The organism is Rhodococcus sp. BP-316 (assembly GCF_019836105.1).
In the GTDB taxonomy this organism is placed as follows: Bacteria; Actinomycetota; Actinomycetes; order Mycobacteriales; family Mycobacteriaceae; genus Rhodococcoides.
In genome coordinates this window covers 136,418-153,228 of record NZ_JABUEE010000009.1, presented here as the reverse complement: position 1 = coordinate 153,228, position 16,811 = coordinate 136,418, and the positions used below count along the sequence as shown (strand labels likewise).

General features: G+C 67.4%; 17 protein-coding genes. 5 read left to right on the top strand and 12 right to left on the bottom strand.

Annotation, left to right across the window (positions count from 1 at the left end):
* The first annotated feature begins 122 nt into the window (after window positions 1-122).
* Window positions 123-611, top strand: coding sequence for a hypothetical protein (locus HQ312_RS18055; protein ID WP_222640059.1), 489 nt, complete (start codon window positions 123-125; stop codon window positions 609-611).
* Entirely contained in the window at window positions 608-1,180 is a 573-nt protein-coding gene (locus HQ312_RS18050; RefSeq protein ID WP_222640057.1) for a hypothetical protein, read from the top strand. The genes HQ312_RS18055 and HQ312_RS18050 overlap by 4 nt, the downstream gene beginning before the upstream one ends.
* Before the next feature lie 9 nt (window positions 1,181-1,189).
* Here the strand turns inward: HQ312_RS18050 and HQ312_RS18045 are convergent, their stop codons facing one another.
* Genes HQ312_RS18045 through HQ312_RS18010 form a run of 8 tightly spaced genes read right to left on the bottom strand, consistent with a single transcriptional unit; the run spans window position 1,190 to window position 9,701 of the window.
* Window positions 1,190-2,476, bottom strand: coding sequence for an MCE family protein (locus tag HQ312_RS18045; RefSeq protein WP_222640055.1), 1,287 nt, complete (start codon window positions 2,474-2,476; stop codon window positions 1,190-1,192).
* On the bottom strand, window positions 2,473-3,615 hold the full coding sequence (locus tag HQ312_RS18040) for an MCE family protein (RefSeq protein WP_222640053.1): 1,143 nt from the start codon (window positions 3,613-3,615) through the stop codon (window positions 2,473-2,475). The genes HQ312_RS18045 and HQ312_RS18040 overlap by 4 nt, the downstream gene beginning before the upstream one ends.
* Entirely contained in the window at window positions 3,612-4,769 is a 1,158-nt protein-coding gene (locus HQ312_RS18035) for an MCE family protein (RefSeq protein ID WP_222640051.1), read from the bottom strand. The genes HQ312_RS18040 and HQ312_RS18035 overlap by 4 nt, the downstream gene beginning before the upstream one ends.
* Entirely contained in the window at window positions 4,766-5,821 is a 1,056-nt protein-coding gene (locus HQ312_RS18030) for an MCE family protein (RefSeq protein ID WP_222640049.1), read from the bottom strand. Before HQ312_RS18030 ends, HQ312_RS18035 begins: the two co-directional genes overlap by 4 nt.
* A complete protein-coding gene (locus HQ312_RS18025) occupies window positions 5,818-6,801 on the bottom strand; it encodes an MCE family protein (protein ID WP_308123924.1) in 984 nt (327 codons plus the stop codon). The genes HQ312_RS18030 and HQ312_RS18025 overlap by 4 nt, the downstream gene beginning before the upstream one ends.
* Before the next feature lie 35 nt (window positions 6,802-6,836).
* Window positions 6,837-8,030: an MCE family protein gene (locus tag HQ312_RS18020; protein ID WP_222640044.1), complete on the bottom strand. Its 1,194-nt coding sequence runs from the start codon at window positions 8,028-8,030 to the stop codon at window positions 6,837-6,839.
* 1 nt (window position 8,031) lies between these two features.
* Entirely contained in the window at window positions 8,032-8,883 is an 852-nt protein-coding gene (locus HQ312_RS18015) for an ABC transporter permease (protein ID WP_374198309.1), read from the bottom strand.
* Window positions 8,883-9,701, bottom strand: a complete 819-nt coding sequence (locus tag HQ312_RS18010; protein WP_222640031.1) for an ABC transporter permease — start codon at window positions 9,699-9,701, stop codon at window positions 8,883-8,885. Before HQ312_RS18010 ends, HQ312_RS18015 begins: the two co-directional genes overlap by 1 nt.
* 132 nt (window positions 9,702-9,833) lie before the next feature.
* Between HQ312_RS18010 and HQ312_RS18005 the strand changes: the two genes are divergently transcribed.
* The 3 genes from HQ312_RS18005 to HQ312_RS17995 all read left to right on the top strand — a co-directional run bounded on the left by HQ312_RS18005 (window position 9,834) and on the right by HQ312_RS17995 (window position 13,243).
* Window positions 9,834-10,628 carry a triacylglycerol lipase gene (locus HQ312_RS18005; protein ID WP_222640028.1) on the top strand — a complete coding sequence of 265 codons (795 nt, stop codon included), beginning with the start codon at window positions 9,834-9,836 and terminating at the stop codon, window positions 10,626-10,628.
* Window positions 10,629-10,688: 60 nt separating this feature from the next.
* Window positions 10,689-11,327 carry a TetR/AcrR family transcriptional regulator gene (locus HQ312_RS18000; RefSeq protein WP_222640025.1) on the top strand — a complete coding sequence of 213 codons (639 nt, stop codon included), beginning with the start codon at window positions 10,689-10,691 and terminating at the stop codon, window positions 11,325-11,327.
* Window positions 11,328-11,455: 128 nt separating this feature from the next.
* Window positions 11,456-13,243 carry a multicopper oxidase family protein gene (locus tag HQ312_RS17995; protein WP_222640454.1) on the top strand — a complete coding sequence of 596 codons (1,788 nt, stop codon included), beginning with the start codon at window positions 11,456-11,458 and terminating at the stop codon, window positions 13,241-13,243.
* A gap of 28 nt (window positions 13,244-13,271) precedes the next feature.
* On the opposite strand, the gene HQ312_RS17990 is transcribed toward HQ312_RS17995, so the two are convergent.
* The 4 genes from HQ312_RS17990 to HQ312_RS17975 all read right to left on the bottom strand — a co-directional run bounded on the left by HQ312_RS17990 (window position 13,272) and on the right by HQ312_RS17975 (window position 16,747).
* A complete protein-coding gene (locus HQ312_RS17990) occupies window positions 13,272-13,997 on the bottom strand; it encodes a TetR family transcriptional regulator (protein WP_222640023.1) in 726 nt (241 codons plus the stop codon).
* A 52-nt stretch (window positions 13,998-14,049) separates the two neighbouring features.
* Window positions 14,050-14,835, bottom strand: coding sequence for an SDR family oxidoreductase (locus HQ312_RS17985; protein ID WP_222640021.1), 786 nt, complete (start codon window positions 14,833-14,835; stop codon window positions 14,050-14,052).
* Entirely contained in the window at window positions 14,832-15,824 is a 993-nt protein-coding gene (locus HQ312_RS17980) for an SDR family oxidoreductase (RefSeq protein ID WP_222640019.1), read from the bottom strand. Before HQ312_RS17980 ends, HQ312_RS17985 begins: the two co-directional genes overlap by 4 nt.
* Before the next feature lie 188 nt (window positions 15,825-16,012).
* Complete coding sequence (locus HQ312_RS17975; protein ID WP_051613020.1) at window positions 16,013-16,747, bottom strand: GAF and ANTAR domain-containing protein; 735 nt, start codon at window positions 16,745-16,747, stop codon at window positions 16,013-16,015.
* Window positions 16,748-16,811 lie beyond the last annotated feature (64 nt).

Sequence of the window (16,811 nt, the reverse complement as noted above, 5' to 3'; positions counted from 1 at the left end):
GGGTATGGAGAAAGCGTTTCGAGCAACGAAATCTGTTCCGCTGTTTCGGAAACAGCATCCGTACTCTGTAGTACGGTCGGACCTGAGGGCCGCGCTGGAGGTGGCCCGGGACAGGAGGGGCTGTGCGCACACGAACGCGGGTGATCGTCGGTGTACTCGCTGTCGCCGCGGTGGCCACCTCGGTCACTGTCTCGGCCACGACGTGGACGCGATCTCAGGAGGCTCGGGAGCGCACCACGCTCGAGCAGCAGTACCTGCAGGTCGCACGGCAGGGCGTTCTCGACCTCACGACCATCTCCGCAGACACGGTCGATGCGGACGTCGAGCGGGTGACGTCGGCGTCCACCGGTCGCTTCCGCGACGAGTTCTCAGAGCGCGCTGCGGATTTCGTGTCCGTCGTCCGGGATGTAGACGTCACTGCCACCGGAGCGGTGAGCGAGGCGGGAATCGAGTCGATGACCGATTCCGACGCGCAGGTGCTCGTGGCGGCGACATCGACGGTCACCAATGCCTCGGGAGCCACGGACGAGCCGCGTGTCTGGCGCCTGCGCGTCTCGGTCGCACGCGACGGTGACCGCCTCGCGTTGTCCGACGTGCAGTTCGTGCCGTGAGCGACGATGTGGCGGTCACGCTGGACGCCGACACGGAACCTGAGGATGCGGTCGACGACAACGCGGCGACCGACCGACGACGAGGCCTGCGCCGGAGGGGTGCGCAGATCTCGATCGTCGTCGGAATCGTTGCGCTGGTTGCTGTCCCGGTCGGGATCGAACTGACGGTCCCGGATCGGGCGGTATCCGATGCCGTCGAGTCGGACGTCGTCCGGGCGGCGACGGAGGGGACCGTCGCCGTCCTGTCCTACCGAGCCGACAGCGTGCAGTCCGACGTCGACGGCGCGAAGGCACGCCTCACCGGCGATTTCCTCACTTACTATTCCGGTTTCGCCGAGCAGTCCGTCGTTCCGGGAGCGATCGAGCGCGGGCTCACCTCCAGCGCGGTCGTGTCCGGTGCCGCGCTCGTCTCGATGGACGACGCCGACGCCGTCGCGCTGCTGTTCGTCAACCAGACCGTCACTGCGGCAGACACTCCAGACCCGCGTGCCACCTCGACCAGCCTCCGCGTAGAGATGGCGCAGGTGGACGGCCGATGGCTCGTCTCCGCGCTGGATCCTGTGCGGTAGATCGCCGGGTCACTCGTCCGGCAGCATCATCTGTTCCACCGTTGCGGGCGGCGCGTCGGACAGCGTCGACTCGACCCAGCGCGACCCGTCATCGGTGATGTACGACCCGTTGTTCGGGTCGTAGGCACCCTGTCGGCACAACTGCACCGTCGCCGCCCGCCGGCCCGGGAACTCCTGGCACGGCAGGTTGCGTGCACCGCGGATCGCGCTCGGGTCGTCCGGCGCAACCTTGCAGTACAGGTCGGTCGGCGTCGGCACGGTGTCGACCTCGACGGGTGACCTGCGTTGGTCGGCGGGGAGGAAACCTTCCGTGCACGGCGGCGGGTCGTTGAGTTGTGCGGCGAAGTAGGTGTTCTGGCCGGGGTCACCGGCATCGGCATTCGCTTTACCGGTGCCCTGCGTGGCAGCGATGAGAGGGGGATACAGAACCAGGATCTGTTCCAGCGCAGCGTTGTAGGTGACGGCCACCTGCTCGACGCTGATCAGGTTCGACAACAACAGGGGGAGCGTGGGGCGCAGGTCCTGGAACAGGCCCGACACCGCAGCGCCCAGGGGTTCACCACCGTCGATGACGGATCGTAGGTTGCCGTCGCGCGCCGACACCTGACCGGTGACGGTGGCCAGCGACGCGGCCCACGACCGGATGGCGTCACTGCTCGCGGCGGTTGCACCGAGCACCGGGTCGAGATCGGTGACGAGGGCCGCGATCGGGTCGATGTTCTCCCGCGTCGCCGTGGTGACGGACCCGAGCGAGTCGAGCAGCTCGCCGAGGGTGTCACCGTCGGCACCCAGCGCGAGGGAGCTGTCGTCGAGAACGCGGCCGAGAGTCACCGGGTCGACCGAGCGAAACGCGGCGTCGAGCCGGTCGATCGTCGGGGCCACCGCGGTGGGGATCGTGGTGCGGTCGATCGGGATGACCGACCCGTCTTCCAGAAGGGGCCCATCGTCCGTGTCGGGCAGGAGATCGATGAACTGTTCGCCGATGGCCGACATGCTGTGCACCTCGGCGCGTGTCGACGCAGGAACCGACACGTCCGAGGACAGGGAGACGACGGCCGACGCACCGGTGGGAGTGACGCGCAGGGCACTGACCTTGCCGATCTCGCTGCCGCGGTACGTGACGTTGGCGTTGGTGTACAGGCCGGCGCCCCCCGCGAGCTCCACAGTCACGCTGTACCGGCCCAGCCCGAGCTCTTGCGGAATGCGTGCGTAGTGGACACCCGTGATCCCCACCGACAGCACTGCCACCACGGCGATGACCGTCAGCTGAACAAGGAGTCGGACAGTCGGAGTCATGGTGTCCCGTTCTGTGGCAGAAGGTTCGGGGGCAGTAGCAAGTCGTTCACGGTGGGAAGCGTGGGCGTCGGCGTGGGTGCCATGGCGCCCACGGCTCCCTCGAGCCCGGCGAGCATCCCTTCGAACGGTGTGCCGAGGAGAAGTGCGTTGTCCAGCGTGGCCATCCGGAGATCGAGCGTCACCTCGCCATTGGCGTAGTCGCCGCGCACCGCGTTCTTGTAGACGTCGATGGGGAACGGATAGGTGAGGAGATACCGGAACGACTCGGTGAGTGATGTTCCCGAATCCGCGAGAGACTTCAAGACCGGGCCCAGATCGTCCAGTGCTGTGACGAGGTCGTCGCCGGTGTCGTTCACGATGGCCTCCGCCGTCGTGCCGAGGCGTCCGAGGGAGTCGAGGGCCGAGACCAGATCCCCCCGGCGATCCGACAACACGGTCAGAGCCGGAGCCAGCGCGGTGACCGCGTCGCCCAGGACCGCGTCGTTCGCGGCGACCGTCCCGGCGAATCGGTCCAGATCCACGATGGCGTTCTGGATGTCGCTCTTCTGATCGTCGAGTCCGACGAGCAGTGTCTCCAGACCCGCGAGGACCGAGCGCAGCGACTCCTCGTTGCCGTCCAGTGCCGCGTCCACCTCGGTCGTGATGTCGTTGATGCGCGCGAGCCCACCCCCGTTCAGTACCAGGGACAACGACGACAACGTCTGCTCTGTCGTGGGGTACGCGCCCGCTCGGTCGAGGGGGATCACATCGCCATCGGAGAGTCGACCCTGTGCGTCTCCCGATGTCGAAGCGGCCAATTCGATGTGGGTCGATCCGAGGAGGCTCGTCTGCCCCACCGACGCGACGGCATCGGCCGGGAGTGTGGTGCTGCCGTCGAGATGCACCGTCACCTCGGCGTGTCCGTCGACGAGCGCCAGATCGGCCACACGTCCGACGGTGACGTCGCCGACGAGGACTCGCGCGTTGCGTTCGATCGTGGACACGTCGGGCATCTCGATGACCACCTCGTACGATCCGGGACCGTCGCCCGCCGTGCCCGGCAGCGGAAGCGAGTTCAGGCCCTGCCATCCGCACGCCGACAGCAGTGCCGACGAGCACAGAACGAGTGCTACCGACGTTGCGGCCCTCCGTGTCGTCATCGCCCACCCTCGCTGTCGACGATCTGGCCCGGCAGAGCGCCGACACCCGTGATGGGGTTCGCCTGCAGGGGCAGGTAGTCGAACGCGAGAGTCTTCAGCAACGGACCCAGGTACCGGACACACGACTCTGCTCCCTCCTGCGCTCCCACCTGCTCGGCGGCGGCGATGGCCGAACAGACGAAGTCCATCGGATTCGCGAAGTTGTTCGGCGCCAACGACGACACGATCGCGTTGTGCGCGGGCTGGTAGATGTTGTTCAGATTCGACAGCGCCGTGGGCGCGACGTGGAGGATCTGCGCGATGCCGTCCCGCTGGGACGCCAGCTCGGCCGTGAGCTCTTCCAGGCTGCCCAGCGTGGTTGCGACGCCCGTCCTGTTCTCGCGGACGAAGCGCTCCACGTCCGACACCGCGCCGTCCAATGATGCCAGCGCGCTGCCGATCTCGTCCTGATCGTCGGCCAGCACGGAGGTGACCGAGGCCATCGTCTCGTTGAATGTCACGATCTGCTGATCACTCGCAGCGAGTGCCGACACGAAGACCTGGAGGTTGCGCACGAGGGAGTAGAGGTCGGTTCTGCCGTCCGAGAGCGTGCGCATCGCGTCGGACAGCTGGGTCAGCGTGGTACGGATGTCCTGCCCACGCCCGCCGATATTGGCGTCCACCGCATCGACGAGCGCTCCGAGGGGCCTGGCGGCGTCGACCGAGCCGGGCCCGGTGGGGCCCTGCGGCGCGAGCGTGTCGGACACGCGTGCGAGTTGTTCGGTGATGCGGTCCCACTCGACGGGCACTGCTGTCCGATCGAGCGGGATGGTGTCGGCGGATCGGAGGGTGTCGCCGCCGTCGTACGCCGGGGCGAGTTGAACGAAGCGCGACGCGACCACACTCTGCGAGACGATGACCGCTTTCGCGTCGGCCGGAATGGGATACGACGAGTCGTAGCGCAGTCCCACCTCCGCGTGGTCGCCGCGTGGCTCGATCGAGGTCACCGAGCCGATGGTCACTCCCATCAGGCGCACGTCGTCACCGACGTAGAGACCGGTGGTGTTCGCGAACTCCGCCGTCACCGCGACCGAGGTGAACCGCGGCACGATCGCATAGGACGCGGTCGCAGCGACGACGAGGAACAGCACGACGCCGACGAGCCTCGCGGTCATCGAGGTGCCCCGTTCAAGGCCGTCAGCGGATTGACGGAGGTGGAATCGGCCGGAGCCGGGCCCAGTCCGAGGGCCGCCCGGATGAACGGGCTGATGACCTGGCCGGGGATCAGGTTCTGGATGTACGAGTTGAAGAACGGTCCGCTGGACACCGCCTCGCCGAGTTGCGTCACGTACGGCCCCAGGTTCTCGATCGCGGCGGAGATGTCCGCCTTGTTGTCGGTCAGGACGGTGAGGACGGAGTCGAGCGAGGCCAGTGTCGGCGCAAGCTCGGCCTCGTTGTCGGCCACCAGTCCGCGCAGTTGGTCCGCCAACCGCGTCACGGTTCCGAAGAGTGTGTCCACGGCGCCGCGTCGTCGGTCGAGTTCGGCGAGAACCGTGGCCGCATCGACAATGAGCGTGTCGACCTGCGCACTGCGGTCGGCAAGGACGCCGGTGACCTTCTCGGCCGACGCCAGGAGGTCACGCAAGCTCTCGTCCCGCGACGCGACCGTCGCGGACAAACGACCCACCCCGTCGATGGCGCGGCCCAGGTCGTCCGGTGTGCGATCGAGCATCTCGGTGGTGGCGGCGAGTGAGTCGGTGAGCTGCTCGGTGTCGATACCGGCCGCGTCGTCGGTGAGGTCGCCCAGAGCGTCCGTGAGCTGATACGGGCTGGTGGTGCGGTCGAGTCCGACGGGTTCCGTCGTCGACAGGCGGCCGGCGCCACGCGGATCCATCCGGAGGTTCTTGGTGCCGAGGACGGTTTCGGTGGCGATGGCGAGACGGGTATCGACGCCGGGCAGCACCTTTCCCTCGACCGAGAACGTCACCAGGACGGCCTGTCCCGCGACCGCGATGTCGGTGACCGTCCCTACCCGCACCCCCGCGACCTCCACGGCGGCGCCCGTCTCGAGTCCTCCGGTGTCGAGGAACAATCCGCTGTACGACGTTCCGGCGGAGACGATCGGCAGTGCGGCCGCGTTCATCGCTGCTGCTGCAGCGATCACCACGAGGAAGGTGCCGACGATGCCGGTGCGGACGGTGTCGACCGTACGGAAGCGTTCCATCATGCCGGGGCACACCTTCCCGTGTTCTGACCGATGAGCGGTGTCGTCAGGCCCTGCCCGTCGGGCGTGTCGATCTTCAACCTGATGCCGCACAGGTAGTAGTTGAAGAAGTTCCCGTACGCGCCGAGGCGGCTGAGGGAGGCGTACGTGTCCGGCAGGCGAGTGGTGATGCTCGCGATGGTGTCCTTGCCGGCATCGAGTTGTGCTGCCGTGCGCTGCAACTGGTCGACGGTGGTGTCCAACGGCGGACGTGCGTCGACGAGCAGATCGCCGATCGTGGCGGCCGAACTGTCGATGCTCGTCAGTGCCTCACCCCAGGTCCGGGTGTCGGCAGCGAGGCCGGACACCAGCGTCTGAGCACTGTCGATCGCGAGGGACACCTCGTCCTGCCGCCCGGCCAGTGTCGCCAGGGTGGTCCGCAGATTCGTGATCAGCTGTCCGATCACCTCGTCACGGTCTGCCAACGACGACGTCAGACTCGCGAGCCGCGCCAGCACAGAGGCGACGGTGCCGCCCTGCCCCTGGAAGACGTCGACGAGTTCGCCGGTCACTCTGTTCACGGTGCTGGGGTCCAGGCCGGAGAACAAGGGTTGGAATCCGCCCAGGAGTCGGTCCAGATCCAGTGCAGGAGAGGTCCGGTCGACCGGGATGGTGGCGCCGGCAGCGAGAGGCGCGGCGTCACCGGCAGTGTCGGCCAATTCGAGGTAACGATCGCCGACCAGGTTCTGGTAGCGGATCGTGGCCGTGGTGGACTCGGTCACGGTGTACGCATCGGTCACGTCGAACTCCACCACGGCGTGGTCGTTGTCGACGACGTCCACCGCGCCCACCGATCCGACCTCCACACCCGCCACTCGGACGAATTCACCACTGCGCAAACCGGACGCGCTGGTGAAGAGCGCCCGGTGGGTGGAGGTCGAGTCGAAGCGGACCTGGCCGAAGACGACCACCAGCGCGGCGAGCACCAGTGTCATGGTGACCACGAAGCTCGTGAGCCGAACAAGTTTGCCCCGGTGACTCATCGAGTCGTGCTCGGTGCTGCGAGACCGCCGGGCAGGAAGTCGATGATGGACGCCGGGTCGAGGACGGGAGCGGTGAGACCGGCGCGGAACGGGTTCGATCCGGTGTCGGCGCGGACGTAGGGTGCCGGAATGTCGCTGTCGGACAGCAGCGGCAGCGCACCGCACCGAGGCCCGCCGGTGGCAGCGACCTTCGGCAGGTCGGTGGCGTACTCGTACGCCGGCACCCCGAACAGCACGGTGCTGTTCAGCAACATCGTGCGGCCGTTTCCGCCGGAGACCTTCTCTGCGGCCTGCCGTGCGACGTCGGCGCCCTGAAGGAAGCACGTGAACTCGGGGGAGTACTCCCGCAGCAACCCGGTCGTCGGGACGAGGTCGGCCACCGTGGCTGTCACTCCGTCGGCGTTCTCCGCGAGAACGGTGCGAGCGTCGGTCGCCGCTTCCGTCAGCGACGTCAGGGCGGGGCCGAGCGCATCGGTGCTGTCGGTGACCGTGCGCGCGGTGGTGGTCAGCGAGGCCAGAGTGCTGACCAGATCCGGTGCGCTGTCACCCAGTGCACTGGATGTGACAGCAGCGGAACGCAGGTCGCCTCGGAGAGTGGGAACGAGCGGGGTGACCGCCCCGAGCACGATGTCCAGGTTCTCGATGGTCGTGCCCAGCGCACGGCCGCGACCGTTCAGGGCGGTCGAGAGTGCTCCCAGGGTGGTATTCAGCTTCTCTGGTTGCGACGCGACGAGAACGGACGTGAGGGATTCGAACACGGAGTTCACCTCCACAGTGACGGAGGAGGCGGCGATGACGGCGCCGTCGGCGATGGGCACGGCGGACGGTGCCGGAGGAGCGGTGAGGGTGACCATCTTCGATCCGAAGATGGTGGTGGCGGCGATGGTGGCCACGACATCGGAGGGCACCGAACCCGCGATGTCGGCGCGGAGGCGGAGGTCGATCACGGCTCCGCGGATCGACGGGCGGACCTGCGAGACGGTCCCGATCTCGACACCGTTCATCTTGACTAGGGCGCCCCGCTGCATCACCAGCCCGGCGCGATCGGACTGCACCGACACCGAGACCGATGGCGCGATCGCGTCGGTGACGGTGCCCCGATAGGCGAGGTAGGCCGCCGCGACGACTCCGACGATCAACAGAATCGACAGGAGCGCAGCACCTTTGAGGCGGGCGGAGGGTCGTGTCATGTCACCCTGCCAGATGCACGGATCGTGCGCTGCCGTACAGCGCGAGCGAGATCAGCAGCGTGACGCTGACGACCGTGATGAGGGACAGGCGCACGGCGCGTCCGGTGGCTGTGCCGACGCCGGCAGGACCCCCGGAGGCGGTGTAGCCGTAGTAGGTGTGGATGACCATGACCGCGACGGCCATGACGATGACTTGGACGAACGACCACAGAACGTCCGTCGGGACGAGGAACGTGGAGAAGTAGTGGTCGTAGACCCCGCCGGACTGGCCCAGCACCACGACGGTCGCGACCCGGCTCGCGAGGAACGACGTGATCAGCGACAGTGCGTAGAGCGGAACCACGGCGACGATGCCCGCGACGATGCGGGTGCCGACGAGGTACGGGAGCGACTTGATCGCCATGACCTCGAGCGCGTCGATCTCCTCACTGATCCGCATGGCGCCGAGGGCGGCGGTGGTCCCGGCACCGATGGTCGCGGCCAGTCCGACTCCCGCGGTGACCGGTGCGACCACCCGGACGTTGACGTAGGCGGCGAGGAACCCGGTCAACGCGTCGACCCCGATGCTCCCGAGCGAGTCGAAACCCTGCACCGCGACGGTGGCTCCGGCGAACAACGTGAGGAAGCCGAGGATGACGATGCTGCCACCGATCGCGGCGAGAACCCCGGTGCCGAGGGATATCTCGGCGATGACGCGCATCGTCTCCCCGCGGTACGACCGCACGGCACGGCCGGTGGACGCGAGTGCACGCGTGAAGAAGATCGCGCGTTCGCCGAGCACGTCCACAGCTCGGGAGGCGGCGTTCGCCCGGCGTCGCATCGCATCGGCGGCATCGCTCATCTCGAGCACCATCAGCGGCCGCTCACGGCGAGGCCCACGGAGGTGAGGACGAGGTTGGCCAGGAACAGGGCGACGAACGAGAACACGACAGTCTCGTTGACCGCCTCCCCGACGCTCTTCGGCCCACCCCGCACGGACAGTCCGCGGTAGCAGGCGACCAGCGCGGCGAGGAGACCGAACAATGCTGCCTTCACCTCGGAGAGCAGAAGTTCCGGAAGTCCCACCAGCAGTGTGACTCCGGCGGCATAGGCACCCGGCGTGACGTCCTGGAGGTACACGGAGAAGAAGAAACCGCCCACCAGTCCGATGGTGCATACGGCGCCGTTCAGGAGGGCTGCGACAAGGGTGCAGGCGAGGACGCGAGGCAGGACGAGGCGGTGCACCGGATCGATACCCAGCACCTCCATGGCGTCCACCTCCTCGCGGATGGTGCGCGATCCGAGATCTGCGGCGATCGCAGTGGCCGCAGCGCCGGCCACGACGAGCACGGTGACCAGCGGCCCGATTTGGGTAACGGCGCCCAGGCCTGCGCCCGCACCGCTCAGATCGGATGCACCGATCTCGATGAGCAACGAGTTCAGAGTGAAGACGACCAGCACCGTGAAGGGGACCGACATCAGGATCGTCGGAAGTAGGGAGACCCGGGCGATGAACCAGCTCTGATCGACGAACTCCCGCCACTGGAACGGCCGCGTCGCGAGTGCTCGGGCGGTGTCGAGTGCCAGGGAGTAGGACTCGCCGAGTGACGACACCGCGCCGCGTGCTGCCGACGTGACTGCTCGCGAGGTGGAGACGCTCACCGGCCGACCCCGTGTCCGTGCGTGGTCCATGCGGCATACCCTTCCGGTGACAATCAGCAACAGCGGCTGTGACTCAGACCACCATACCGCACTGTATGGTGTGTTCGAACGGTTTCGATGATACGACCTCGGGAGAGATGAATGTCGTTGTGCAGCAGGCTCATGTCCGTCGTGCTCATCGCGACCGGAGTCCAGGCGTGTGTCGTGGCTCCGGCCACGGCCGGCCCGGCGGATCCGTGCGTCGACACTGTTCTGCTGGTGCACGATCTGGGTTCCTCCGCGGCGGAGTGGGACGGGTGGACCAACGATCTGACGAGTCGGGGGTGGTGTCCGGTTGCACTGACCTACGGTGAATCGGCCCTCACGGAAGCGCTGCGGCCGGTCGCCACCGTCGGCGGTCTGGCTGCACTCGAGGACTCCGCATCGCAGGTGCGGTCGGCGATCGACGGGATCCTCTCTCGCACCGGGGAGTCGCGGATCCGCGTCATGGCACGCGGCGCGGGAGCGCTGGCCGTGCAGTACGCACTGACCCACCCCGTGGACGACGGACTTGCCCCCGTGTCCACTCTGGTCACGCTCGGACCGCTCTGGCACGGGACGAACCTCGCCGGAGCGGGCACGATCGCCGCGTTCAATCGCGGTATCGGAATCTACGACGAGCTGGCCCGTCTGGAGAAGCCCCTGGTGGGTCCGTGGTGCGGGGCGTGCGGCCAGATCGTCGCGGGGTCGTCGTTTCTCACGACTCCGCCCGTCGACGTACCGGTCGCTGGGGTGCGGTACGTGGACCTCGTCACGGCGACCGACGGACTCGTGACCGATCCGCTCACGAGTGCGATGCCGGGTGGCGAGGCAATCGTCGTGCAGTCCGTCGATCCGACGAGCACGGTCGACCACACCCGGCTCTCGGGAGACGAGCAGGTACGGCGACTCGCGCTGGATGCACTCGGTCGGACCTGAGCCGACGAGGTGATCGTACGATCGACGGATCAGTCGAGCCCGATGACACGAAGGAGAGCGATGGCACCCGAGGCCGCGTCCGGCGATGCCCGCACCCGGAGTGGCGCTCCCGCACGTCGACGGCGTGGCAGCGAGAAGAAGTCGGCGCCCGCGCCACGGGCTCCGCGACTCACCGTCGACGACTGGATCGACGCCGCCTTCGCACTACTGGTGAGCGAGGGCGTGTCGGAAGTGAAGATCACGACGCTGTGCGAGCGGTTGAAGGTGACCAAGGGCAGCTTCTACTGGCACTTCGCCGACATCGACGAGCTGATGACCGCCATCGCCGACAAGTGGTGCGACGAGCAGAACGACACGCTTCGCGGGCTGGCGCAGGTGGACACCGTACCCGTGGACACGCGACTGCAGGTGATGGCGGAACTGCTTCTGCAGGAACGTACCTGGGCTGTCGAAGCGGCAGTGCGGGACTGGGCTCGGACCTACGACAAGATTGCCGTGGTCGTCCGGGAGCTCGATCAACGCATCTTCGACGTGGTTCAGAACTCGATGCGCGAACTGGGGTTCGACGAGGCCGAGGCACGGTTGCGGGCAGGCTTTCTCGTGTACGCGGGAATCGGTTTCGTGCATGCCCGCGACAACCTTCCCACGCCGACCCCGGACGAGGTGCGGGCGATGTTCGCCCTGCTGACCGCGCGGTAGCTGCCCGTCACTCCGCCGAAACGGGCCTGACACACCATACGGTGCGGTACGGTCAGCTCGGCGCACTCGCGCCGCGGGCATGGGGGTGCGAAGTGGCGGAGGAGTTCTCGGTCGGTCGTGACGGTGCGATGGCGCGCCGGCGGTTCCTGCGCAATCTGGGCTTGGCGGTGACAGTGGGTGCGACGGGGGGTGTTGCCACCCGCGCTCAGGCTCAGCCGACCCTCTCGAGTCCGCTGTTGTTCCACTCGCCGGCACTGACGCCGTACATCGACGAGGTGGCTCCGCTACCTACTGTGCGCGGGGCCGACCACGTTGTCCGAACCGTGTCCACGATGCATCGGTATCACTCGGGAGTGTCTGCGGCGCCGGCGATGGCGTACGAGGTGGACGGGGTGGCGACCACGGTGCTCGGCCCCACCCTCGAAGCGGTGTCCGGTCAACGGATGTCGCTCACGCTCACCAACGACCTCGGCCCGCATCCGTTCGCGCGCGATCTCGACACGAGTCTCCACGGGGTTTCGCCTCTCTTCCGGACCAGTCCGCCGACGGTGCTGCATCTGCACGGTGGGCTGACTCCGCCGGACAGCGACGGGCACGCCGAGCAACTCGTGCATTACGGTCGCACCCTGCGCTACGAGTTCCCGTTCCGCCAGGAAGCTGCGCACTTCTGGTACCACGACCACGCCATGGGAATCACCCGCGCGAACGTGTACGGCGGACTCGCCGGGAACGTTCTGCTTCGCGACCGCTTCGACACCGGCGAGCCGAGCAATCCGCTGGGTCTGCCCGCAGGTGAGTTCGAGATGCCGCTCGTACTGCAGGAGAAGATCCTGAATCCTGATGGCAGAGCGAGTCTGCGATCCACCCCCGTGGTGCCCGAGGGGTCCTGGGAAGGTGGAGCCGTCGGCGATCTCGGAGTGGTGAACGGTGTTGTGTGGCCGCGTGTCCCGGTCGCTCGTGGGCTGTATCGCTTCCGCATGATCAACGCCGGATCCTACAGTGTCTGGAATCTCTACCTCGATCACGAGATTCCGTTCCTGGTCATCGGCAACGACGGCGGACTGCTCGATGCCCCGATCGAGACCCGACACCTCCGGATCGCCCCGGGTGAGCGCTACGACGTGCTCGTGGACTTCGGTGCAGTCGAACCCGGCACGGCGGTGCGGCTTCTCAACGACGAGGCACCTCCACTGCAGGCCGCGCAACTGGGCGCCGTCGCCATGACGCACTTCTGCCGCTTCGACGTCACCGCGGCTCGCGGCCACACGGGCGCGATTCCGAACCGTCTGCGCGACGGCGGATCACGACCGGAACCCCTACCGCCGATCGCAACTCCCGACCGCCACCGTGTCGTCACCGTCAGTCAGCCGTACGCGCTACGGCTTCCGCCGGCGTACATGGCTCTCAACAACCTCCGCTACACCGACGGGGACATCGAGTCGCCCCGCGCCGGGACCACCGAGCGGTGGGACATCGTGAACATCACCGCGGATCCGCATCCGATCCATCTGCACCTGGTGCACTTCCGCATTCTCGAGCGCGTCCCGCTGCGCACCGTGGAGTTGCAACTCGCTCATCCGCAACCCGCCGTCGGCACGAAGTGGACGCCGTCACCGGAACCCTTCCTCGCCGGCCCGGGTCTCCCTCCCGCGCCATGGGAGAGCGGGTGGAAGGACACGGTGCGACTCGATCCCGGCACCGTGACTCGCATCGTCGTGCGATTCCCCACCGCCGAGGAACTCGACTTCGATCCCGACGCCGTGTTCCCCCGGCCGCCCGAACCGGGTGCCCTGGCGTCCTACGACCATGCAGCTCACAGCGCACCGGCCGGAGATCTGCAGGGCTACATGTGGCACTGCCACATCCTCGACCACGAGGATCACGAGATGATGTTGCGGTACCGCGTGATCGGGTGAGGTGCGGGGTGCCTCGACGCTGCGAATCTCACGTTCGACGGGGGCCAGGTATCAGCAGGGGAACGCGGTCCACCAGGTCGAGTGCGACATCGGGAGAGGCGCCGTCGAACACGGCGGTGTGGATCCCGCGCATGGCGCCGGTCACGAGTTGCGCTGCCGCGGCCACGTCGGTGTGGCGGTCGATCTGACCGGCATCGGCCGCTCTGTGCAGCAGTTGTTCGATCGCGACGACGAAGTCGGTGTGCCACCCCTCGGCGGTTCCTTCGCTGCGGGGAACACCGATGTTGCGGAACAGCACGTGGGTCGCCGGAGTGTCGTAGATGGTGGCCGCGGCGATGTGCAGGAACGATCGCAGCTGTCCCAGAGGATCGTCCGGCCACGTCGCCTGCTCGGAACGCGTTGCCATGCGGTCGATCAGCGTGGTGGCGGCATCGTTGACGGCTGCGTGGAACAGGTCGCGTTTGGTGGGGAAGTGGTGGAATGCGGTCCGGGCCGCGAGTCCGCAGTGCTGCGCCACGGCCTCCACGGTGATGTCGCCGTAGTCGGAGTGTTCGAGCAGCGTCTGGGTGGCGTGGACGAGCCGAGTCGGCGCCGGCCCCGGGTCGTCCGTGGTGTCGGACGCGGCCCACCGATAGAGAGTGGTCGGGTGGACACCCAGATCGGATGCGACGGCGGTGGGACTCTCTGTTCCCTCGAAGGCACGCTCCACAGCGGCGCGACGGTCGGCCGCAGTGAACTTCGAGGCCCTGGCCATGATCGTGACACTACAGTCCGAGTCGGCCGAGCGGGGAGGGCAACTCGGAAGATCAGCGCAGCAGCCGCGCCACCGCCGGAAGCAGTACCCGAGGTGGCGTCAGCGCTGCCGTGGCGGCCGCGATGGTGTTTCTCCGTCCTGAGATGACTTGTGGACGTGAGGTTCTGGCGTCGAGGGCGCGCATCGCGGTGGCGACGACCTCGGCGGGTGACTGGTACGAGCCGGTCGTCGCGGCGGACTCGCCGATGACATCGAAGAACTCGGTGCGCGTCGGACCCGGGGCGAGTGCGAACACTCGGACACCGTGGCGCCTGGACTCGAACCACAACGACTGCGTGAAGCTCAGGACGAACGCCTTGGCTGCGGCGTAGACGGCGAGGGTGGGAACGGGTTGGAACGCCGTCGTGCTGGCGACGTTGACGACGGATCCGGTGCCGCGGGAGATCATGTCGGGGAGGAAGGCAGAGCAGATGTCCACCACTGCAGCGACATCGACCGCCAGGAGCCGCGCGAGGTCGTCGGCATCGTTGTCGACGAACGGGCCCTGTACTGCGAAGCCGGCATTGTTGACGACGAGGTCCAGTTTCTCGGGAACCAGGGTCCGCAGTCGACGTCCGGCTGCGGGTTCCGACAGATCATGGGAGACCGTACGGCAGTGGATGCCGTGTGCACGTTCGAGTTCGGCTGCGAGAGCGGTCAACCGGTCCTCCCGTCGTGCCACCAACACCAGGTCGGAGCCGCGCGCGGCCAGGGCTCGGGCGAACTCGGCCCCGATGCCGGAACTCGCCCCGGTCACCATGGACCGCGCCGGTCGGAATGGATCCTGCGAGCGACTCATCCTCGGGAGTCCTTCGACCGATGCCCACGCTCGGAGGCGGACCGGCGGGCGAACTCCTCGTAGGAGGTGGGTTCGCGTCCGAGCAGTGCGGGAAGCACGGTCAGATCACCGGCGGGAAGTCCGTGCCGGTCGTAATGCGACATCATCGTGCGGTACGCCTCGCGCGCATCGTGCGGCCATTCGTTCATGCCGCGGGGATTGGCGGCCGCGCCGATTCCCCGCACGAGGTGGCTCGCGGAGTGCATTCCGGTCGCCCGGACGGCCTCGACGAGGATCGGTCCCAGCGCGGGCAGGGCGGCTGTCCTGTGTCTGAGCGATGACGGCGGGATGCGGAGAGCAGTCACGCGATGGCCCAACACCGTCGACCAGATCGCCGCCATCTGGTGGCGAGTCAGTTCGACGGTGGACAGGTCGTAGGTACGCCCGGTGTGTGGGTCCGGATCGAGTGCGATGGTGGCGGCCACCTCGGCGACATCGGCGACGTCGACCACTCCCATGACGCTGTCCGGTGAGACCGGGTACGGCATGACGCCCGCGTGCAGAAGGTCCCACACCTCGAGGTAGTTCTGCATGTAGTGCGACGGTCTCAGGACGGTGGTGGGGATCGCGCTGCCGAGCAGCATCCCCTCCGCGATGTCCTTCTGCCGATGATGGGTCAGCTGGTGCAGTTCGGGGTGGATCACCGAGTGGAACACGATGTGCTGCAGACCATGTGATGGTCCTGAAGCGATGAGGTGATCGATGATGGGTCGCTCGTCGATGATCTGCGTCGGAGCCGCGTGGTACAGGACGGTCGTGCCGGCGAGGGCCGTGTCGAGTGTCTGCGGGGCTCTCAGATCGCCCACGACGACCTCGGTGGCCCCGTCCCGCCGAGTCGTACGGGCCTGGTCGTCGTTCTTCACCACCGCTCGTATCGGAACACCCCGTGATGCCAGCTGTCGGACGAGCAGCCGTCCGACACCGCCTGCGGCACTGGTCACTGTGATCATGGAACCCCCTCCGGTCTCCGCACCCGGACCCTCCCACGTGCGTACTGCGAATATTGCATATGTGATGCATATTCTGCAAGGAGTGCGGACTGCTCGCGCGTCGCGAGCAACTCCGCTGCTGCTCTCGCTCGGACGTCGGGGCGGTCCCACCGACTTTGTCTGCACCGCGACGGTGCCTCCGCCGGTGGTCAGAGATCGCCGGTCGGCGCGGCGGCGCTGACGGACTCGACGAACTCGGTGGCGATGTCGCGCACCTTGCGATTGAGATGTTGGGAGCGGGTGGACAGCACAGTGAAGGCCGCATCCTCGTCGATGCCACGCAGTGCCATCAGAATGCCCTTGGCCTGTTCGATGGGAGCCCTGTGCACCAGCGCGTCCCGTAGTCCGGCGATGGTTCCGTGTAGTTCGCGGCGACGTCGAGCCCTCTCGAGAGCATCCGCTGTCACTCCCGTGAGCAGCTCGACGAGGCGGTGATCGAGATCGTCGAAACCCTGTGGTGCACGGGCGAACAGGGTCAGCGATCCGACCGGCCGATCGTCGCAGACGATCGGCGCACACAGCATGGTGTTGATGCCGACGCGGCGAGCAGCAGGTCCGAGATGCGGCCATCGATCGTCGTCGACCGTGCAATCGACGACGATGGTGGCGGCCGTGCGAGCCGCGTGCAGACAGGGACCGTCGTCGGCGGAGTACTGCTGGTCGTTGATCGGCGCGATCTCCGTGCTCGAGGCTGCGGCGGTGAAGGTGACATCGCCGATCGACAGCGTGATGCCGCAGTGGTCGGCGGCATCGACGAGGGTGCAGGCGACGTCGGTCAGTCGATCGAGCAGCTCGGCGACGTGGTCGTCGTCGGCGAGTGCGGCAACTGCCCGGACGGCCAGAGCGAGCCGCAGCTCGGGCGGTGTGGGGTCCGACGTGGTCACGGCGCTCTTTCCATCACTGTCTCAGGTCGCGCCGACCGGTGACGGGCCTCGCGAACTCGGGAAG

What these genes read in the sequence shown, in the direction of transcription:
- HQ312_RS18040 (WP_222640053.1), bottom strand. Translation starts at nt 3,615, where the DNA reads ATGACGACACGGAGGGCCGCAACGTCGGTAGCACTCGTTCTGTGCTCG.
- HQ312_RS18020 (WP_222640044.1), bottom strand. Translation starts at nt 8,030, where the DNA reads ATGACACGACCCTCCGCCCGCCTCAAAGGTGCTGCGCTCCTGTCGATT.
- HQ312_RS17985 (WP_222640021.1), bottom strand. Translation starts at nt 14,835, where the DNA reads ATGAGTCGCTCGCAGGATCCATTCCGACCGGCGCGGTCCATGGTGACC.
- HQ312_RS17995 (WP_222640454.1), top strand. Translation starts at nt 11,456, where the DNA reads ATGGCGCGCCGGCGGTTCCTGCGCAATCTGGGCTTGGCGGTGACAGTG.
- HQ312_RS18030 (WP_222640049.1), bottom strand. Translation starts at nt 5,821, where the DNA reads ATGATGGAACGCTTCCGTACGGTCGACACCGTCCGCACCGGCATCGTC.
- HQ312_RS18035 (WP_222640051.1), bottom strand. Translation starts at nt 4,769, where the DNA reads ATGACCGCGAGGCTCGTCGGCGTCGTGCTGTTCCTCGTCGTCGCTGCG.
- HQ312_RS18005 (WP_222640028.1), top strand. Translation starts at nt 9,834, where the DNA reads ATGTCCGTCGTGCTCATCGCGACCGGAGTCCAGGCGTGTGTCGTGGCT.
- HQ312_RS17990 (WP_222640023.1), bottom strand. Translation starts at nt 13,997, where the DNA reads ATGGCCAGGGCCTCGAAGTTCACTGCGGCCGACCGTCGCGCCGCTGTG.
- HQ312_RS18010 (WP_222640031.1), bottom strand. Translation starts at nt 9,701, where the DNA reads ATGGACCACGCACGGACACGGGGTCGGCCGGTGAGCGTCTCCACCTCG.
- HQ312_RS18045 (WP_222640055.1), bottom strand. Translation starts at nt 2,476, where the DNA reads ATGACTCCGACTGTCCGACTCCTTGTTCAGCTGACGGTCATCGCCGTG.
- HQ312_RS17980 (WP_222640019.1), bottom strand. Translation starts at nt 15,824, where the DNA reads ATGATCACAGTGACCAGTGCCGCAGGCGGTGTCGGACGGCTGCTCGTC.
- HQ312_RS18000 (WP_222640025.1), top strand. Translation starts at nt 10,689, where the DNA reads ATGGCACCCGAGGCCGCGTCCGGCGATGCCCGCACCCGGAGTGGCGCT.
- HQ312_RS18015 (WP_374198309.1), bottom strand. Translation starts at nt 8,883, where the DNA reads ATGGTGCTCGAGATGAGCGATGCCGCCGATGCGATGCGACGCCGGGCG.